Source organism: Bradyrhizobium daqingense (assembly GCF_021044685.1).
Taxonomy (GTDB): Bacteria; Pseudomonadota; Alphaproteobacteria; order Rhizobiales; family Xanthobacteraceae; genus Bradyrhizobium; species Bradyrhizobium daqingense.
Genome location: NZ_CP088014.1, coordinates 3918673 through 3934302, shown reverse-complemented (window position 1 = coordinate 3934302; position 15630 = coordinate 3918673). Strand labels below are relative to the sequence as shown.

At 65.4% G+C, this 15630-nt stretch carries 10 protein-coding genes and 1 pseudogene; 6 read left to right on the top strand and 5 right to left on the bottom strand.

Annotation, left to right across the window (positions count from 1 at the left end):
- Positions 1-88: 88 nt before the first annotated feature.
- The gene (locus LPJ38_RS18640) at positions 89-1072 is read right to left on the bottom strand and encodes an ABC transporter substrate-binding protein (protein WP_158644724.1); all 984 of its coding nucleotides are present in this window, start codon (positions 1070-1072) and stop codon (positions 89-91) included.
- A gap of 778 nt (positions 1073-1850) precedes the next feature.
- On the opposite strand from LPJ38_RS18640, the pseudogene LPJ38_RS18635 reads away from it, so the two are divergent.
- From LPJ38_RS18635 to LPJ38_RS18610, 6 genes and pseudogenes are all read left to right on the top strand, one after another.
- Positions 1851-2047: pseudogene (locus tag LPJ38_RS18635) on the top strand (hypothetical protein).
- A 47-nt stretch (positions 2048-2094) separates the two neighbouring features.
- Positions 2095-2745 carry a hypothetical protein gene (locus tag LPJ38_RS18630; RefSeq protein WP_061848832.1) on the top strand — a complete coding sequence of 217 codons (651 nt, stop codon included), beginning with the start codon at positions 2095-2097 and terminating at the stop codon, positions 2743-2745.
- Positions 2746-3109: 364 nt separating this feature from the next.
- Positions 3110-4105: an NAD(P)H-dependent flavin oxidoreductase gene (locus LPJ38_RS18625; RefSeq protein ID WP_145627498.1), complete on the top strand. Its 996-nt coding sequence runs from the start codon at positions 3110-3112 to the stop codon at positions 4103-4105.
- Positions 4106-4130: 25 nt separating this feature from the next.
- Positions 4131-5099, top strand: coding sequence for a zinc-binding dehydrogenase (locus LPJ38_RS18620; RefSeq protein WP_145627500.1), 969 nt, complete (start codon positions 4131-4133; stop codon positions 5097-5099).
- 260 nt (positions 5100-5359) lie between these two features.
- Positions 5360-6730 carry a cation-efflux pump gene (locus tag LPJ38_RS18615; RefSeq protein ID WP_145627504.1) on the top strand — a complete coding sequence of 457 codons (1371 nt, stop codon included), beginning with the start codon at positions 5360-5362 and terminating at the stop codon, positions 6728-6730.
- Between the two features lie 213 nt (positions 6731-6943).
- Complete coding sequence (locus LPJ38_RS18610; RefSeq protein WP_145627506.1) at positions 6944-9271, top strand: PAS domain-containing sensor histidine kinase; 2328 nt, start codon at positions 6944-6946, stop codon at positions 9269-9271.
- Between the two features lie 166 nt (positions 9272-9437).
- On the opposite strand, the gene LPJ38_RS18605 is transcribed toward LPJ38_RS18610, so the two are convergent.
- The 4 genes from LPJ38_RS18605 to LPJ38_RS18590 form a co-directional block, all read right to left on the bottom strand.
- On the bottom strand, positions 9438-10331 hold the full coding sequence (locus LPJ38_RS18605; RefSeq protein WP_145627508.1) for a LysR family transcriptional regulator: 894 nt from the start codon (positions 10329-10331) through the stop codon (positions 9438-9440).
- A 188-nt stretch (positions 10332-10519) separates the two neighbouring features.
- The gene (locus tag LPJ38_RS18600; RefSeq protein WP_145627510.1) at positions 10520-13507 is read right to left on the bottom strand and encodes a bifunctional [glutamine synthetase] adenylyltransferase/[glutamine synthetase]-adenylyl-L-tyrosine phosphorylase; all 2988 of its coding nucleotides are present in this window, start codon (positions 13505-13507) and stop codon (positions 10520-10522) included.
- On the bottom strand, positions 13504-14964 hold the full coding sequence (locus tag LPJ38_RS18595; protein WP_145627512.1) for a sensor histidine kinase: 1461 nt from the start codon (positions 14962-14964) through the stop codon (positions 13504-13506). The genes LPJ38_RS18600 and LPJ38_RS18595 overlap by 4 nt, the downstream gene beginning before the upstream one ends.
- Positions 14948-15628 (bottom strand): response regulator transcription factor, encoded by a 681-nt coding sequence (locus LPJ38_RS18590; protein WP_145627514.1) that lies wholly within the window; start codon positions 15626-15628, stop codon positions 14948-14950. The genes LPJ38_RS18595 and LPJ38_RS18590 overlap by 17 nt, the downstream gene beginning before the upstream one ends.
- Positions 15629-15630: the final 2 nt, after the last annotated feature.

Here is a 15630-nt window from a genome sequence, read left to right as displayed (position 1 = left end):
GTTGGCCTGATGTCCGCTCATCATTCAACAGCGGCACAAAAGCAGACATCATCGAGGTCGCAGAAGGGCGAGAAGGAAGTACCAAGCCTTATTCGATCAAGTCGTCCGCACGAGCGAGAAGGGACGCCGGGATTTCCAGACCGAGCGATTTCGCCGTTTTGAGATTAATGACGAGCAGGAATTTGGTGGGTTGTTGAATAGGAAGTTCGGCCGGCTTTGCGCCTTTCAGAATCCGATCGACATAGCGAGCCCCAAGCCGAGCCAAGGCGGGAAAGTCTGGCCCGTAAGACATCAATCCGCCCGCCTGCGCAAAGCTGGACATCAAGGAGAGCGACGGTAGTCCTGCCTGTGCCGCGAGATCGGGCGCCCGGTTTGGCGGGTAGGAAAAGATGGGGTCACCAAATATGTTCAAAGCCTCAGCACCTCGGGCTTTGGCCTCGGCAAAGGCGCCAGGCATTTCCGTCGTTTCACGCATCTCGATAACGTCGAGTTGAAAGCCGAGCTTAGCGGCCGCAGGCGGCATCTCCGGAAATGTCAGCCGATGGATCTCGTTTGCAGGATTGATAAAAACTGCAACACGCTTTGCCTGTGGCAAAAGCTCCCGAAGCAGGTCGAGCGCCTTCGCATTGAAACCGCCCGGAACCAACGTGGAAACGCCAGTCAAGTTTCCGCCGGGATGGGCAAGGCTTGCTGCAAGCCCCAGACCGACTGGATCGGCGACGAAGAGCATTACAATTGGTATCTCCGATGTTGCGTTCTTTGCGGCGCGCACAGCCGGAGGGGTGAAGGCGGCGATGAGATTGGGTTTTGACCGGACGAGTTCGGCGGCGAGTTCGGGAAGGCGGTCGAGGCGATACTCCGGGTCTTTACGCTCGATGACGATGGTCGTGCCCTCGATCCAGCCGAGCTTACGAAGCTCGTCCAAAAAAGCGTCGTTGGGACTGACGTGGCATGTGGGGGCGCAGAGCATTCCAATCCGCGCAACTTTGGACGCCGGTTGCGTTGCGGCTGCCGACGCGAAGGCAAGCAGCACAACAAGAATTACCGGTACCGCAGCGGCAAAGCGGCCCATTCGATCACCGTGTCTTCTCATATGAGAATTTCGCGATCGCGAGGCCGCGCGCGTTTGGCCCCGAGCGGGGTAAGTCATAGCACCTTCTGAGCCGACCTGCGGATCACAATTGTCCGCCTCGGGTCCACAAGCGGTCATGCGCTAACCAGTCAGACCATTTCCGCTCAGCCATCAGAAGCCGACATCGTCATTCATGAGTGCACGCCCTGGTGCTCTCCATCATTTCGGCGCGCGACAAGTCGTGCCTCCGGAATGAAGGCTCCCCGGCTATTTGCTCCGCAGCACAGCAAAATTGATCCAGCGCAAATCGCGCCGTCGCGGCCAAGACTATCCTTCCCGCAAGACATCAATTTCTGATGCCAGGGAGGACGCCATGTCGAATGCCGGCAATGCACTCTTGTGGACGGTCCTGTACTTCGCTCTCTCGTTCGTTGCGATTTTCGTGGTCTGGTTCGCCGAGAAGCTGCGCTCGAACTTCCTCGGAAAACGATAGACCGATCCGGTGAGAATAGGCTGTGTTGTATTCCGGATGAGCGAAGTGACATCCGGGACCCATGCACCCGTAAGGAACCCGTATCGCTGTGCTCAGGCGGGCTACAAAGCTGCATGCGCTCGCGCGGCCGAAACATCCGTAGACATCACATCTCCGCGCGTCAGACATATGCCGCCAACATGTCCCGCGCGTGCCGCAACTTAGACGCATTCGACCGCCCTTCTGTGAGCGTGTCTGGGGGCACGGCATGGTCGTGTTTTGACCAAACCTTCTAGGGGTATCACTGTGAAGAAGATTGTAATTGCTCTGGGTGCCACGCTTGCTCTCGTGACGGCTGCGAACGCTGCGGATCTGCCGCGCCGTCAGCCCGTGCCGGCCTATCCGGCCGCCAGGCACCGATCGGCAAGATGCCGATTGGCAAGAGCCCGGTTGGAAAGGCCCCCATCGGCAAGGCGCCCGGCCCGGTCGCAGCGCGCTACTGACGCGCAACACGAAGCAGCGTAAGCGGCCGAGCCAGAGGGGGCACAGCGTGACGTACAAGCCTGATCGATCGGGATCCTGCATCCTCGCGGGCTTCGCGCTCGCGGCCATGATCGCCTGCACGATGCCCTCGGCCTCGGCTCACGAAGCGAACAAGCGCGTTGCCGATGCGAACGCGCTTGCCACTGCTGACACCGCATCACGGCCGGCACCGCAAGCAACGCGGCGTCCACTGGCGCGTGCGGAGAAAGGTCCCTATTACGTCGACTTCCGTGCGCGGACGGCGGCGAGTTGGGGCCACGCCTTCGTCTGGTACGGCAAGACAAGCGAGAAGGCGGTCGAGGTCGCGGGCCTCACGCCGGCGGGCGACACGCTGGCTTACGTGCTCGGCCACATCACCTTCGTGCCCGCCGAGACCGGCGCGAGCTATGGCGACCTCGATCCGGAATATCTGACCGCGAGCTATCGGGTCTATCTGAACGAGGCCGACGCCAAGCGCGTGTTCGCCTACATCAAGAAATTGCAGGCGAACACGCCAGTGTGGAACGCCGAGACCATCAACTGCACCGGCTTCATCGGCGACATCGCCGAGTTCATGGGCTTGCAAGTCCCCAACCGCTGGCAGCGCCCGGAAAACTTCGTCAACCGCCTCAAGGAAATGAACGGCGGCCGCCAGATGGTGCGGCTGTCGGCGGAGTAGCTCCGCAGTCATCGCAAGCAATTTGGCTTGAAAGCCGAGGCTCGTGCCCCGGACGCTGCGCAGCACCATAAGCGCGTTCACGCGCGTCTTCGACGCGCTATGGTGATGCGCTGCAGAGCCGGGGGCCATGCATCGGCACGCCGCGCGGCTTTCTGGGTCCCGGCTCTGCGCCGCAACGCCGAGAGGCGTTGCAGCGCGTCCGGGACACAGGCCTCCAATTATCCGCCCCACGGAATCTCTCTCATCACTGCATGAGGTCCCGCCCTCAGCGCACGGCCCCGCAATAGACATTTCCCCACCCGGGCGGCATCCTGCCGCCATCAACCGATAACAGAGTGCCATCCAGGCGCGGGGGAAACAGATCATGTTGCAGACACGGTTCACCAAGCTCGTCGGTGTCGAGCACCCGATCGTCCAGGGCGGCATGCAATGGGTCGGGCGCGCCGAACTGGTCGCGGCGGTCGCCAATGCCGGGGCGCTCGGCTTCATCACCGCGCTGACCCAGCCGACGCCGGAGGACCTCTCCAAGGAGATCGCGCGCTGCCGCGACCTCACCGACAAGCCGTTCGGCGTCAACCTCACCATCCTGCCCGCGATCAAGCCGCCGCCTTATGCCGAATACCGCGCCGCCATCATCGAGAGCGGCATCAAGGTGGTCGAGACCGCCGGCAACAAGCCGCAGGAACATGTCGACGAGTTCAGGAAGCACGGCGTCAAGGTCGTGCACAAATGCACCAGCGTGCGCCACGCGCTCTCGGCCGAGCGGATGGGCGTCGACGCCATCTCGATCGACGGCTTCGAATGCGCCGGCCATCCCGGCGAGGACGACACGCCCGGCCTGATCCTGATCCCGGCCGCCGCCAACAAGGTCAAGATCCCGATGATCGCCTCGGGCGGCTTCGCCGACGCGCGCGGTCTCGTTGCCGCGCTGGCGCTGGGCGCCGACGGCATCAACATGGGTACACGCTTCATGGCCACCAGGGAGAGCCCGATCCACCAGCTCATCAAGGAGAAGATCGTCGCCAATGACGAGCGCGAGACCGAGCTGATCTTCCGCACCATGCGCAACACCTCGCGCGTCGCCAGGAACGCGATCTCGACCAAGGTGGTCGCGATGGAGAAGGAAGGTGCCAGGTTCGAGGACATCCGTGAGCTCGTTGCGGGGGCCCGCGGCAAGATGGTCTATGCGACCGGCAATTCCGACGAGGGCATCTGGTCGGCCGGCCAGGTGCAGGGCCTGATCCAGGACATCCCGAGCTGCGCCGAACTGATTTCCCGCATCGTGCGTGAGGCCGAGGCGATCATTCGCGGCCGGCTGGAGGGCATGATCGTTCAGCCGCAGCGCGAAGCCGCGGAATAGTCACTGCAAGAAGCGAGAGCAATTCATGAAGGCTTACGTCTACGGCTCTGACGGCGCTCGTATTTCCGACGTCCCTCAACCAAAGCCTGAAGGCACGCAGGTGCTGGTGCGCGTACGCGCCTGCGGCCTGAACCGCGCCGACACCGGCATGCGCAAAGGCCATGCGCACGGCGCGGCCGGCGGCGTCGGCACCGTGCTCGGCATGGAATGGGCCGGCGAGGTCGCCGAGCTTGGGCCTGACGCAAAGGGCGTGAAGGTCGGCGACCGGATCATGGGCTCGGGCGGCGCCGCCTTCGCCGAGTACACGCTGGCTGATCACGGCCGGCTGTTTCACGCGCCCTCGAACATGAATTTCGAGGAGGCCGCCACCCTGCCCGTCGCACTAGCGACCATGCACAATGCCGTCGTCACCGTCGGCGGCGTAGAAGCGGGGCAGAGCGTGCTGATCCAGGGCGCCAGCTCCGGCGTCGGGCTGATGGCCATGCAGATTGCGAGGCTCAAGGGAGCAAAGCTTGTGATCGGCTCGTCGACCGATGCCACCCGTCGCGGCCGGCTGAAGGACTACGGCGCCGATCTCGCCGTCGACAGCTCGGACCCCAAATGGGTCGACGAGGTGCTCAAGGCAACGAACGGCGAAGGCGTCGATCTGATCGTCGACCAGGTCTCGGGCAAGGTCGCGAGCCAGAATCTCGCCGCGACCAAGGTGAAGGGCCGCATCGTCAATGTCGGCCGGCTCGGCGGCGCCCATGCCGACTTCAATTTCGACCTGCACGCGGCGCGGCGCATCGACTACGTCGGCGTCACCTTCCGCACCCGCACCATCGAGGAGGTCCGCGAGATCTTCGAGGAGGTCCGCAAGGACATCTGGGGTGCGGTGGAGTCGCGAAAACTGCAGCTGCCGATCGACAAGGTGTTCGCGTTCAACGACATCGATCAGGCGTTCGCGCACATGGAGGCGAACAAGCATCTGGGGAAGATCGTGGTGACGGTGTGAGGCGCATGGAGCGAGGGGCGGCGTTGGTCTGGCCGTACGGCCCCGCTCTCTCCGCTCGTCATGGCCGGGCTTGACCCGGCCATCCACGATTTGCCAATCGGCACGAAGGACGTGGATGCCCGGGACAAGCCCGGGCATGACGGAGCAAGTGCCCATTCAAATTCGGAAGCATTCGCAGTAGCTTCGCTCCTGCAACTCACTTGCGACTACAGCTGTGGATCGTCGCTTGATGTTCAGCCACGCCCTGCTAAATCCCCGCCATGACCTCCCAGCACAACAAGACCTCGGTGGCCGCGATCTCGATCTTCGCCAGCGGCGGCATGGCGGCGGCCAAGTTCGTGGTCGGGATCGCGATCGGCTCGCTGGCGCTGATCTCCGAGGCCCTGCATTCCGCGATCGACCTGGTTGCGACCATCATCACCTGGGCCGTGGTGCGGGTGTCCGACAAGCCGGCCGACGAGGAGCACCATTACGGCCACGGCAAGCTCGAGAGCGTCTCCGCGCTCGGCGTCACCGCCCTGCTCTACGTGCTCGCCGGCGGCATCCTGGTCGAGGCCTATAGCCGCCTCAGCGAGGGAAGCCCACCGCCGACGATCTCGGCCGTGCCCTTCGTGGTGCTGGTGATCGACATCGCGGTGAACCTTTGGCGCGCCCGCGCCCTGCACCGCGCCGCGCGCGCGACGCGGAGCCAGGCGCTGGCGGCCGATGCGCTGCATTTCGCCTCCGACGTCATGGGCTCCTGCGCCGTGATCGTCGGCCTGGTCCTCGCGGGGCTCGGCTTCTGGTGGGGCGATGCGGCCGCCGCCGCCGCCGTCGCAGTCATGATCGCGGCTCTCGGCCTGCGCATGGCCGGCTCAACGGTGCAGACCCTCGTCGACCGCGCGCCGGAGGGCGCCCATGAGAAGGCCACGGCCGCGATCCGCAGCGTGCCCGGGGTGATCGACGTCGAGCGACTGCGCGTGCGCATGGTCGGGGCGACCACGTTCATCGATACCATCGCCAAGGTGCCACGGACCTATCCGATCGACCGCGTCGAGGACATCAAGCACAATGCCGAACTGGCGGTCAGCAAGGCGTTCGGCGACGCCGACCTCACCTTCACAGCCGTCCCCGTCGCGCGCAACAACGAGACCGTGCGCGACCGCATCATGGTGATCGCGCGCAATTCGGGCCTCGCCATCCACCACGTCACGGTGCACGATCTCGGCGCCAAGCTGATCGTCAGCATCGACCTCGAGGTCGACGGCGAGATGCGGCTCGATTCGGCCCACGACATCGCCAACACGCTGGAGCGCAACATCCAGGAGGAGTTCGAGGATGTCGAGGTCGACGTCCATATCGAGCCGCTGGAACCGGAACTGCCGTTCGGCATCGACGCTCCGGCGGAACGCGTGCAGACCATCGCCGCCGCGCTCGCCGAGTTTGCCGGCGAGGGCGAGATCCACGACATCCATAATGTGCGCGTCCGCAATACCGACGCCGGCGAGATCGTCAATTTCCATTGCCGCGCTGCGCCGTCGATGAGCGTGATCAGGGTGCACGAGCAAGTCGACGCGATCGAGCGCGCGCTGCGCCGCGCGTTCCCGAGCGTGAAGCGCGTCATCAGCCACGCCGAGCCGCCGCGTGCGTGACTAGGCGCGACCCGGAGTCACACGTTCTCGTTTCGGACTCCTCACGCCCGTGAGTTTGCGGACGCGCGCTGCAGAAACTGCGCATTGGATAAGAATAATTTCGCGTTAACGATTCGTTGACTCTCGACAGCCCGCGAAAACTGGATTCAAATCGGTGTGATTCGAAAGCGACGTGGGGCTGCTTTCGAAACTCGTTTTCAGGGGGCCGAAGGCATGTCGCGTGCAGACGCCGCGAACGCGTGCGTCCAATCCGATTCGATCAAAGGATTGGCGCAATCGATCGCGAAACCTGCCTATCACCGGCTGCTGATCGCGGAGCCGGCGCTGCGCCGCGCCGTGCCGACGCTCATCATCGCATTCCTGATCACGATCTGCCTCGGCGCGTTCGTGCAGGTCGTCGACCAGACGCGCCAGAAGCGCATGGTGATCCGGCACGACATCTCGGCGCTCGCCGACCTGCTCGCCGAACGCATCGACCGCCTCACCTCGGTGCGACAGGAGCGGCTCAAGACCATCGAGAGCCTGCCGACGCTGCTGCCTGATCTCATTCCGTCCTGGGGCACCGCCTCGGGCCGCCACGTCATCGTCACCTCGGCCGGCATCGACCGCCGGATCCTCGCCCGCATCCCGATCGACAACGACCCTGCCGGCAACGACCGCCTGCTCGATGCGATTACCACGGCGCAACTGGTCGCGGCGCCGCCGCGCGACGCCAGCGTCTCCGACATGACGCTGCCGAACGGAAATGCCGCGATGGCGACCTCGCGCCAGATCAAGTCGCTCCCCGGCTTCATCACCGTGATCCAGGAGCGCAACGAGCCGATCTGGGGGTCGGACGCCGCGCTCTCGGTGACCTTGTCGGCGACGACAGGCTTCGTCGTCCTGATCCTGGGCTTCGCGTTCCACTGGCAGTCGACCCGCGCCCGCGAAGGCGACCTCATCAACGACGCCGTGCGTGGCCGCATCGACACCGCGCTCAACCGCGGCCGCTGCGGCCTGTGGGACTGGGACCTGTCTCGCGGCCGGATCTTCTGGTCGCAGTCGATGTTCTCGATGCTCGGCCTCGACGGCCGCAACGAGCTCCTCACCTTCGGCGAGGTCAACGCGCTGGTGAAATCCGACGACATCGATCTGTTCGAGATCGCCGACCAGCTCATCTCCGAGAAGATCGACCACATCGACCAGACCTTCCGCATGCAGCATGTCGACGGCCACTGGATCTGGCTCCGCGTCCGTTGCGAAAAGGTGCGTGGCGCGACCGATTCCAGCGTGCACCTGATCGGCATCGCGGTCGACATCACCGAGCAGAAGAGCCTCGCCGAGAAGACGGTGGAAGCCGACCTCCGCCTGCGCGACGCCATCGAGACCATTCCGGAAGCCTTCGTGCTGTGGGACGCCAGCGACCGCCTGGTGCTGTGCAACTCGCACTTCCAGCGCCTGCATAAGCTGCCGGACACCGCCGTGATCCCCGGCACCTCCTACGAAACCGTGCTCGAAGTCGGCCGCATGCCGGAGGTGCGCACCCGCCACAACGAGACCGCCGCCCAAGGCCCCGGCGCGCGCACCTTCGAGGCGCAGCTCGACGACGGCAGCTGGCTGCACATCAGCGAGCGCCGCACCAAGGACGGCGGCTACGTCTCGGTCGGCACCGACATCACGCGCATCAAGGAGCACGAGCAGAAGCTGGTCGACAACGATCTGCGCCTGCGCGCCACCGTGATCGACCTCAAGCGCTCGCAGGCCGCGCTGGAGCGCCAGGCGGTCGAGCTCGCCGACCTCGCCGAAAAGTACCAGCGCGAGAAGACCCGCGCCGAGGAAGCCAACCAGACCAAGTCGAAGTTCCTCGCCAATATGAGCCACGAGCTGCGCACGCCGCTCAACGCGATCATCGGCTTCTCCGAGATCATGGGCTCGGGCATGTTCGGCGAGCTCGGCAGCGAGAAGTACCAGGAATACTGCCAGGACATCCTGACCAGCGGCCACTACCTGCTCGAGGTCATCAACGACATCCTCGACATGTCCAAGATCGAGGCCGGCCGCATGAAGCTCGACATGGAGGAGCTCGACCTGTCCCGGACGCTGGCGGAATCGCTGCGGGTCGTCACCGGCCGGGCGCAGGACAAGCACCTGACGCTGGATGCCGACATCGCCAAATCCATCTCCGTCGTCGCCGACCGCCGCGCCACCAAGCAGATCATCGTGAACCTGCTCTCCAACGCGGTGAAGTTCACGCCCGACGGCGGCCGCGTCGTGGTGCGCAGCCGGCAGCTCGACGACAAGATCGTGTTGATGATCGCCGACACCGGAATCGGCATCGCGCCGCATTCGCTGGCGCGGCTCGGCCGCCCGTTCGAGCAGGTCGAGAGCCAGCTCACCAAGACCTATCATGGCTCGGGCCTCGGCCTCGCCATCGCGCGCTCGCTGGCGCAGCTCCACGGCGGCTCGATGCGCCTGCGCTCCAAGATCGACGTCGGCACGGTGGTGCGCGTGACGCTGCCGCGCGACGCCGTGAAGGCATCCAAGATGTGGGCTGCCGCTTAGCGCACCGCGGGAGGCTCGCCTGCCACCATCCTTCGAGACGCCCGCCTCCGGCGGCCCTCAGGATGAGGGCGGAGTACGCGGCAGCAGTTTCAACGAAAACCGAGGAGCCCGCGAAGCGGGCGTGTCGAAGGACGAGGCGCTTGCTCAGGCGCTTTCGCCCTGGTCCCTACAGCTGCAGCGTCGGCGCCACTTCGCGCGCCACATTGACCAGCGCCGCGATCAGCGGCGTCATGGGATCGCGCTGCGGGATCACGAGGCCGATGCTGTAATTGACCTCGGGATCGACGATCGGGATCGAGCGCACCGTATCTGACAGGCCGAGCGTTTCGGCGAGCTTGGCCGGCATCACGCTCGCCCACCGCCCGGTCTTGACGTGCGTGAACAGAACCAGCAGCGAGTTCGAGGTCAGCGTCGGTGTCGCCTCCGCGCCGACCGAGCGCAGCGCGCGGTCGATGATGCGGCGGTTCTGCATGTCGGGCGTGAGCAGGCACAGCGGCACCTGCCCGACCTCGATCCAGGTCACCGTTTCGCGGTCGCCGAACATCCCGTCCGGCGCGGTCAGCAGGCGGTAGCTCTCGTTGTAGAGCGGGATGGTGCGCACCTTGCCGATCGGCTCGTTCTCGATATAGGTCAGCCCCGCATCGACCTCGAGATTTTCGAGCAGCCCGAGCACCTCCGATGAGGTTGTCGAGCGGATGCTGAAACGCACATCGGGATGCCGGGCGCGGAACGGCGTCGTCAGCGCGGCGACCATACCGAGCACGGTCGGGATCGCCGCGATGCGGATCTCGCCGGAGAGCTGATGCTTCAGCCCGTTGATCTCGTCGCGCATCGCGCGGGCATCGCCCACGATCCGCCGCGCCCAGTCGAGCGCACGCTCGCCTTCGGGCGTGAAGCCTTGGAAGCGGGAGCCGCGCTGGACCAGCATCACGCCGAGGATCTCCTCGAGCTGCTTGAGCCCGGTCGACATCGTCGGCTGCGTCACGCCGCAGGCCTCCGCCGCGCGCCCGAAATGCCGCTCCTTCGCCAGCGCCAGCAATAGTTCAAGCTTGTCGATCAACCGGTCGTCCCCTCGTGTTCCGTCGGGGCGCGCAAGCTAGCACACCCGCCTCCGCCCCACACCCTGAAATCCCCCGGCTCGATGGCGCATTATGTCATTTTCAGATCGCGTGATCACCCCCGCCAATCGATCCGAATTCACGGCCGCAGCACGGGACGCCGACCTCGCGCCTGACGTCCGCGAGGCCCTCACCGCGCTGAAGCAGACGACGTCCCTTCCAGCAGCGCCCTGAAGACGCGCCGCACCTCGCTCTGCGTCTCCTTCACCCGCGCCTCCAGCGAGGAGAAATCCGGCGCATCGCCGGCCCGCGCCATCACGCGCTGGAGATCGGTGCCGGCCGTTTCCGGCTTGAAGCGGTCGCTGACGCAGAGCCGCAAGATCTGCGTCAGGTCGTGATAGAGGCGCGCTGCGGCGCGCAAGATCTCGGTCTCCGATTGCGGGAGCACGCCGAGCCTGCATGCGTTCTCCAAAACCTGCATGGTGCTGACGTCGAGAATCTCCGGCTTGTCGTGAGCGTGCACGAGCTGGAGATATTGCGCGATGAAGTCGATATCGACCATGCCGCCGGCGGCATGCTTGATGTCCCAGCAATCGGCCTCGCCCTTCTCCTGGGCGATGGCACGCCGCATGTCGGCGACGTCGTTGGCGGTGATGGCGGGGTCGCGGCGGCGGATCAGGACGTCGCGGATGACGCGCTCGATCCGCTCGCGGAATTCGGGCGAGGCCGACACCACGCGGGCGCGTGTCAGGGCCATGTGCTCCCAGGTCCAGGCCTCGTTGGCCTGGTAGTCCGCGAACGAGACGAGGCTCGAAGCCACGGGACCGGCACGGCCCGAGGGACGCAGTCGCATGTCGATCTCGTAGAGCACGCCGTAATTGGTGCGCGTCGTGAAGGCGCTGATCAGACGTTGGGTGAAGCGTGCGAAATAGTGGGCGCCTTGCAGCGATTTCGGCCCGTCGGAGTCCGGATCGTCGCTGTCGAAATCGTAGAGCAGGATCAAGTCGAGATCCGACGAGGCCGTCATCTCGCGGCTGCCGAGCCGGCCCATCGCGATGATCGCGGTCTCCTGCCCCTTGATGCGGCCGTGCTGAGCGGCGAAGCGGTCGGCAACGAGGCCATGCACGGTGTGGACCATGCCTTCTGCGACATCGGCAAAGGCCGTGCTGGCCTGTTGCGCCGAGACGGTGCCGGACAGGATACGCGTGCCGATCAGAAACAGGCTCTCCTGCCCAAAGAGGCGCAGGCGATCCAGGAACTCTTCGTATGAGCCGGCATCCTGCACGGTCGCAGCCAACCGTCCCGACAATTCCTGCCGGTCCGGCATCGCGCCGAAGAAGCGCGGATCGATCAGGCCGTCCATCAGCTGCGGCTGGCGCGCCAGCATCTCGCCGAGCCGCGGCGCCGCGCCCAGCACCAGCGCCACCAGCGCGACGAGATCGCGATTCTGGCCGAGCAGCGTGATCAGCCGGCCGCCGCGCTGCAGCGCGGCGAGGAAATGATCGAACGCCACGACGGCACGATCCGGCTCTTCGGCATGGGCGAGACCGTCGATCAGGGCCGGCACGAACTCGACGAAGGCGCTTCGCGTCGCCTCATTGCGGAACACGCGATAGTCGCCGGTGATCCAGTCGCGCACGGTCTGCGCGACCGCGGCAGGCTTTTTGAAGCCGAGCGCGGCAATGTGCTGAAGCAGGCGCGGATCTTCGGGACCCGCGCTGTAGTCGAGCGCCGGCAATTTGGCCGTGCCGGTCGGATCGTCGCCCTCGAACAGCTTTTCGTAATGGCCCTGCACGATCTCGAGCTGGCGCAATAGATCGCGCGCAAAGGCCTCGCGATCGGGGTAGCCGAAGAAACAGGCGAAACGCTCGACCGCCGCCTTGTCCTCGGGCAGCGTATGGGTCTGCTCGTCGGCGATCATCTGAAGACGATGCTCGACGCGGCGCAGGAATTCGTAGGCCGTGGCCAGTTCGTCCCGCGCGGCAGAGGTGATCCAGTTGCTGGAGGCGAGCACGTCGAGCGCTTCAAGCGTCGGCCGGACCCGCAATTCCGGATGGCGGCCGCCGGCGATCAACTGCTGAGTCTGTGCGAAGAACTCGATCTCGCGGATGCCGCCGCGCCCGACCTTGACGTTGTGGCCCTCGACGGCGACTTCGCTTTGGCCGCGATAGGTCTGCATCTGACGCTTCATGTCGTGCACGTCGGCGAGCGCGGCGAAGTCGAGATGCTTGCGCCAGACAAACGGCGCGATCTCGGCCAGCAATGCCTCGCCCGCTTTGGGATCCCCGGCGCAGGCACGCGCCTTGATCATCGCGGCACGCTCCCAGGTGCGCCCTTCCCTTTCGTAATAGCTCAGCGCAGCATCTCGGGAGATCGCCACCTGTGTCGAGGACGGATCTGGCCGCAGGCGCAGATCGACACGAAAGACGTAACCGTCATAGGTGCGCTGCTGGAGAACGCGCGCCATGCCCTGGGTCACGCGTACGAAGAACGGCTGCGGTTCGATATCGGGCGCGAGCGTGGTCGCCTCGGGGTCGAAGAACACGATGAGATCGATGTCGCTGGAATAGTTCAGCTCGCCCGCGCCCATCTTGCCCATCGCGAGCACGATCAGCCCGCAGCCGATCTCGGGCGCCTCCGGATCGGGCGGTGAGAGCTTGCCGCGTGCGGCTTCCTGCCGCAGCAGGTACTGGAGCGCCGCCTGGACCGAGAACACCGCGACATCGGTCAGCGCCGCGGTCACGCGCATCACGGGCCAGACGCCGCCGATGTCGCACAGCGCGGTCAGCAGCGCTGCCTCCGCCTTCATACGGCGAAGCAGGCGCATCACCTCGGCTTCGTCAGGCGCCGCGAGCACGGCGCCCCTCGCCTCCGCCATCAACCCCGCCAGATGCACATTCGGATCGCATTCGAGCAACCGGATCAGGCGCGGAGGATCGGCGCGCACCAGCTCGAACAGATAGGGCGAGAATTCCGCAATGCCGGTCAGAATCTCCCGCGTGAAGCGATGAACCAGCAGCGATTCGAGACGGGCTGATTGCGCCGGCTCGAGCTCGGCCAGCCAATTCGAAAAACGATTCTCGTCGGTTGTGGAAGCGGCAACACAGGGAGCCTCCGCGAAGCGTGCGGCGAGGCTCTCACCATGCTTGTCCGCGTTTCCCGGCGCGGAGTGGTTCATGCCACCTTCTGTGGCACATCCGGTATTGGCGGAGCAACCCTGTCGCCGACACCCGCGCGCGCCGGCAGGACGAGTGTGGCGACGAGGCCGGGATGCGCATCGCCCAAGCGCAATTCGCCGCCGTGCAATGTCGCAACCGCCGAGGCGAGGCTGAGGCCGAGGCCGGAGCCCGGCAGCGTGCGGCTGGCTTCCAGCCGCACGAATCGCTCGACTACATGCTTGCGATCCGCTTCCGGGATGCCCGGGCCACGATCGGTGACGCTGAGCAGCACCTGGTCGCCATCGCGCCTCGCCTCGATCGTGATCTGCCTGGCGTCCATGCTGACCACGGTTCCCGCGGCCTGCGCCACTGGCTTGCCATATTTGATCGCGTTCTCGACGAGATTGGCGAGCGCCTGACTGATCAACTCGCGATTGGCGTGAACCGGCGTCGGCTCTGCCTTGACCTTCAGCGTCATGCCGTCGTCTTCGGCAAGCGGCTCGTAGAGCTCGTGAATGCCGTTCGCGACCTCGGCGGCGTCGAAGTCGTCCATGTTGCCGCGCGCCTGTCCGGACTCGGCGCGCGCGATCATCAGAAGCGCGTTGAAGGTGCGGATCAGCCCGTCGGATTCCTCGATGGTTCGCTCCAGTGCGGCGCGATAGTCGGCCTCGCAGCCTGATTTGGCGAGCGCCTCTTCGGCGCGGTTGCGCAGGCGCGTCAGCGGCGTCTTGAGATCGTGCGCAATGTTGTCGGAGACTTCCTTCAGCCCTGCCATCAGCGCCTCGATCCGCTCCAGCATGGCGTTGAGGTTTTCGGCGAGGCGATCGAGCTCGTCGCCGCTGCGCCCCACGGGCAGGCGCTCGCTGAGATCACCGGACATGATCCGCTGCGTGGTGCCGGTCATCGCGTCGATGCGCCTCAAGACACGGCGCGCGACGAAGATGCCGCCACCGAGGCCGAGCACCACGACGATCAGGACCGACCATTGCGCGGCCTTGGCCACGATGCCGAACAGCCGCCGCCGCTCGTCGAGATCGCGGCCGATCAGAAGTCGGAAGCCGTTCTCCAGCTCGGTGACGCGCACCAGCGCGCGATGATCCCGTTCGTCCGCATCCTCGATCCGCCGATAGGCCGTCTCGGACCAGCCGCGCGTCGCCATCACGCCGGGCGCGAGCGAGCCGACATTGCCGGCGATCGCCTGCCCGGTCGGCGTGGTCACGAGGTAGAGGTTGGCCCCCGGCCGCAGCGCCCGGTATTCGATCGCAAGCACGAGACCGCGCAGCCCTCTGCGACCGTAGATCTCGCTGATCTCCGAGGTTTCGGCATTGACCGTCTGGGTGATTTCCTCGGTGATCAGCCGCCGCGTGTTCCAGGCGAAATAAGCCAGAAGCGAGGCCGCGAACATCGCAAACAGCAGCAGATAGACCAGCGTCAGCCGGAACGCCGTGGTGCGGACGAGTTTACCGAATGCCGTCACGGATCATGTATCCGGCGCCGCGGATCGTGTGCAGCAGCGGGCGCTCGAAACCCTTGTCGATCTTGGAGCGCAACCGCGAAATGTGCACGTCGATCACGTTGGTCTGCGGATCGAAATGATAATCCCAGACGTTCTCGAGCAGCATGGTGCGCGTCACCACCTGGCCGGCGTGCTTCATGAGGTATTCGAGCAGGCGGAATTCGCGCGGCTGCAGCGTCAGCTCGTCCTTGCCGCGGGCGACGCGGTGGGAGAGACGGTCGAGCTCGAGATCGCCGACGCGGTAGAGCGTGTCCTCGGCGGGGCCGCCGCGGCGGCGCGACAGCACCTCGACGCGGGCGAGCAGCTCGGCGAAGGAATAGGGTTTCGGCAGATAATCGTCGCCGCCGGCGCGCAGGCCCTTGATGCGGTCGTCGACCTGTCCGAGTGCGGAGAGAATCAGCACCGGCGTGGTGTTGTCCTTCTCGCGCAGCGCGCCGATCAGCGACAGGCCGTCGCGCTTGGGCAGCATGCGGTCGACCACCAGCACCTCGTAATCGCCGCTCTCCGCCATGGCGAGGCCTTCCTCGCCGTCGGCGGCGTGGTCGGCAATGTGCCCGACTTCACGAAACGCCTTCACGAGATAGTCGGCGGATTCGCGGTCGTCTTCGATGATGAGGAGGCGCATCG

Coding starts and splice junctions, on each gene's coding strand:
- LPJ38_RS18640 (WP_158644724.1), bottom strand. CDS start 1,072: ATGGGCCGCTTTGCCGCTGCGGTACCGGTAATTCTTGTTGTGCTGCTT.
- LPJ38_RS18625 (WP_145627498.1), top strand. CDS start 3,110: ATGTTGCAGACACGGTTCACCAAGCTCGTCGGTGTCGAGCACCCGATC.
- LPJ38_RS18620 (WP_145627500.1), top strand. CDS start 4,131: ATGAAGGCTTACGTCTACGGCTCTGACGGCGCTCGTATTTCCGACGTC.
- LPJ38_RS18615 (WP_145627504.1), top strand. CDS start 5,360: ATGACCTCCCAGCACAACAAGACCTCGGTGGCCGCGATCTCGATCTTC.
- LPJ38_RS18610 (WP_145627506.1), top strand. CDS start 6,944: ATGTCGCGTGCAGACGCCGCGAACGCGTGCGTCCAATCCGATTCGATC.
- LPJ38_RS18600 (WP_145627510.1), bottom strand. CDS start 13,507: ATGAACCACTCCGCGCCGGGAAACGCGGACAAGCATGGTGAGAGCCTC.
- LPJ38_RS18590 (WP_145627514.1), bottom strand. CDS start 15,628: ATGCGCCTCCTCATCATCGAAGACGACCGCGAATCCGCCGACTATCTC.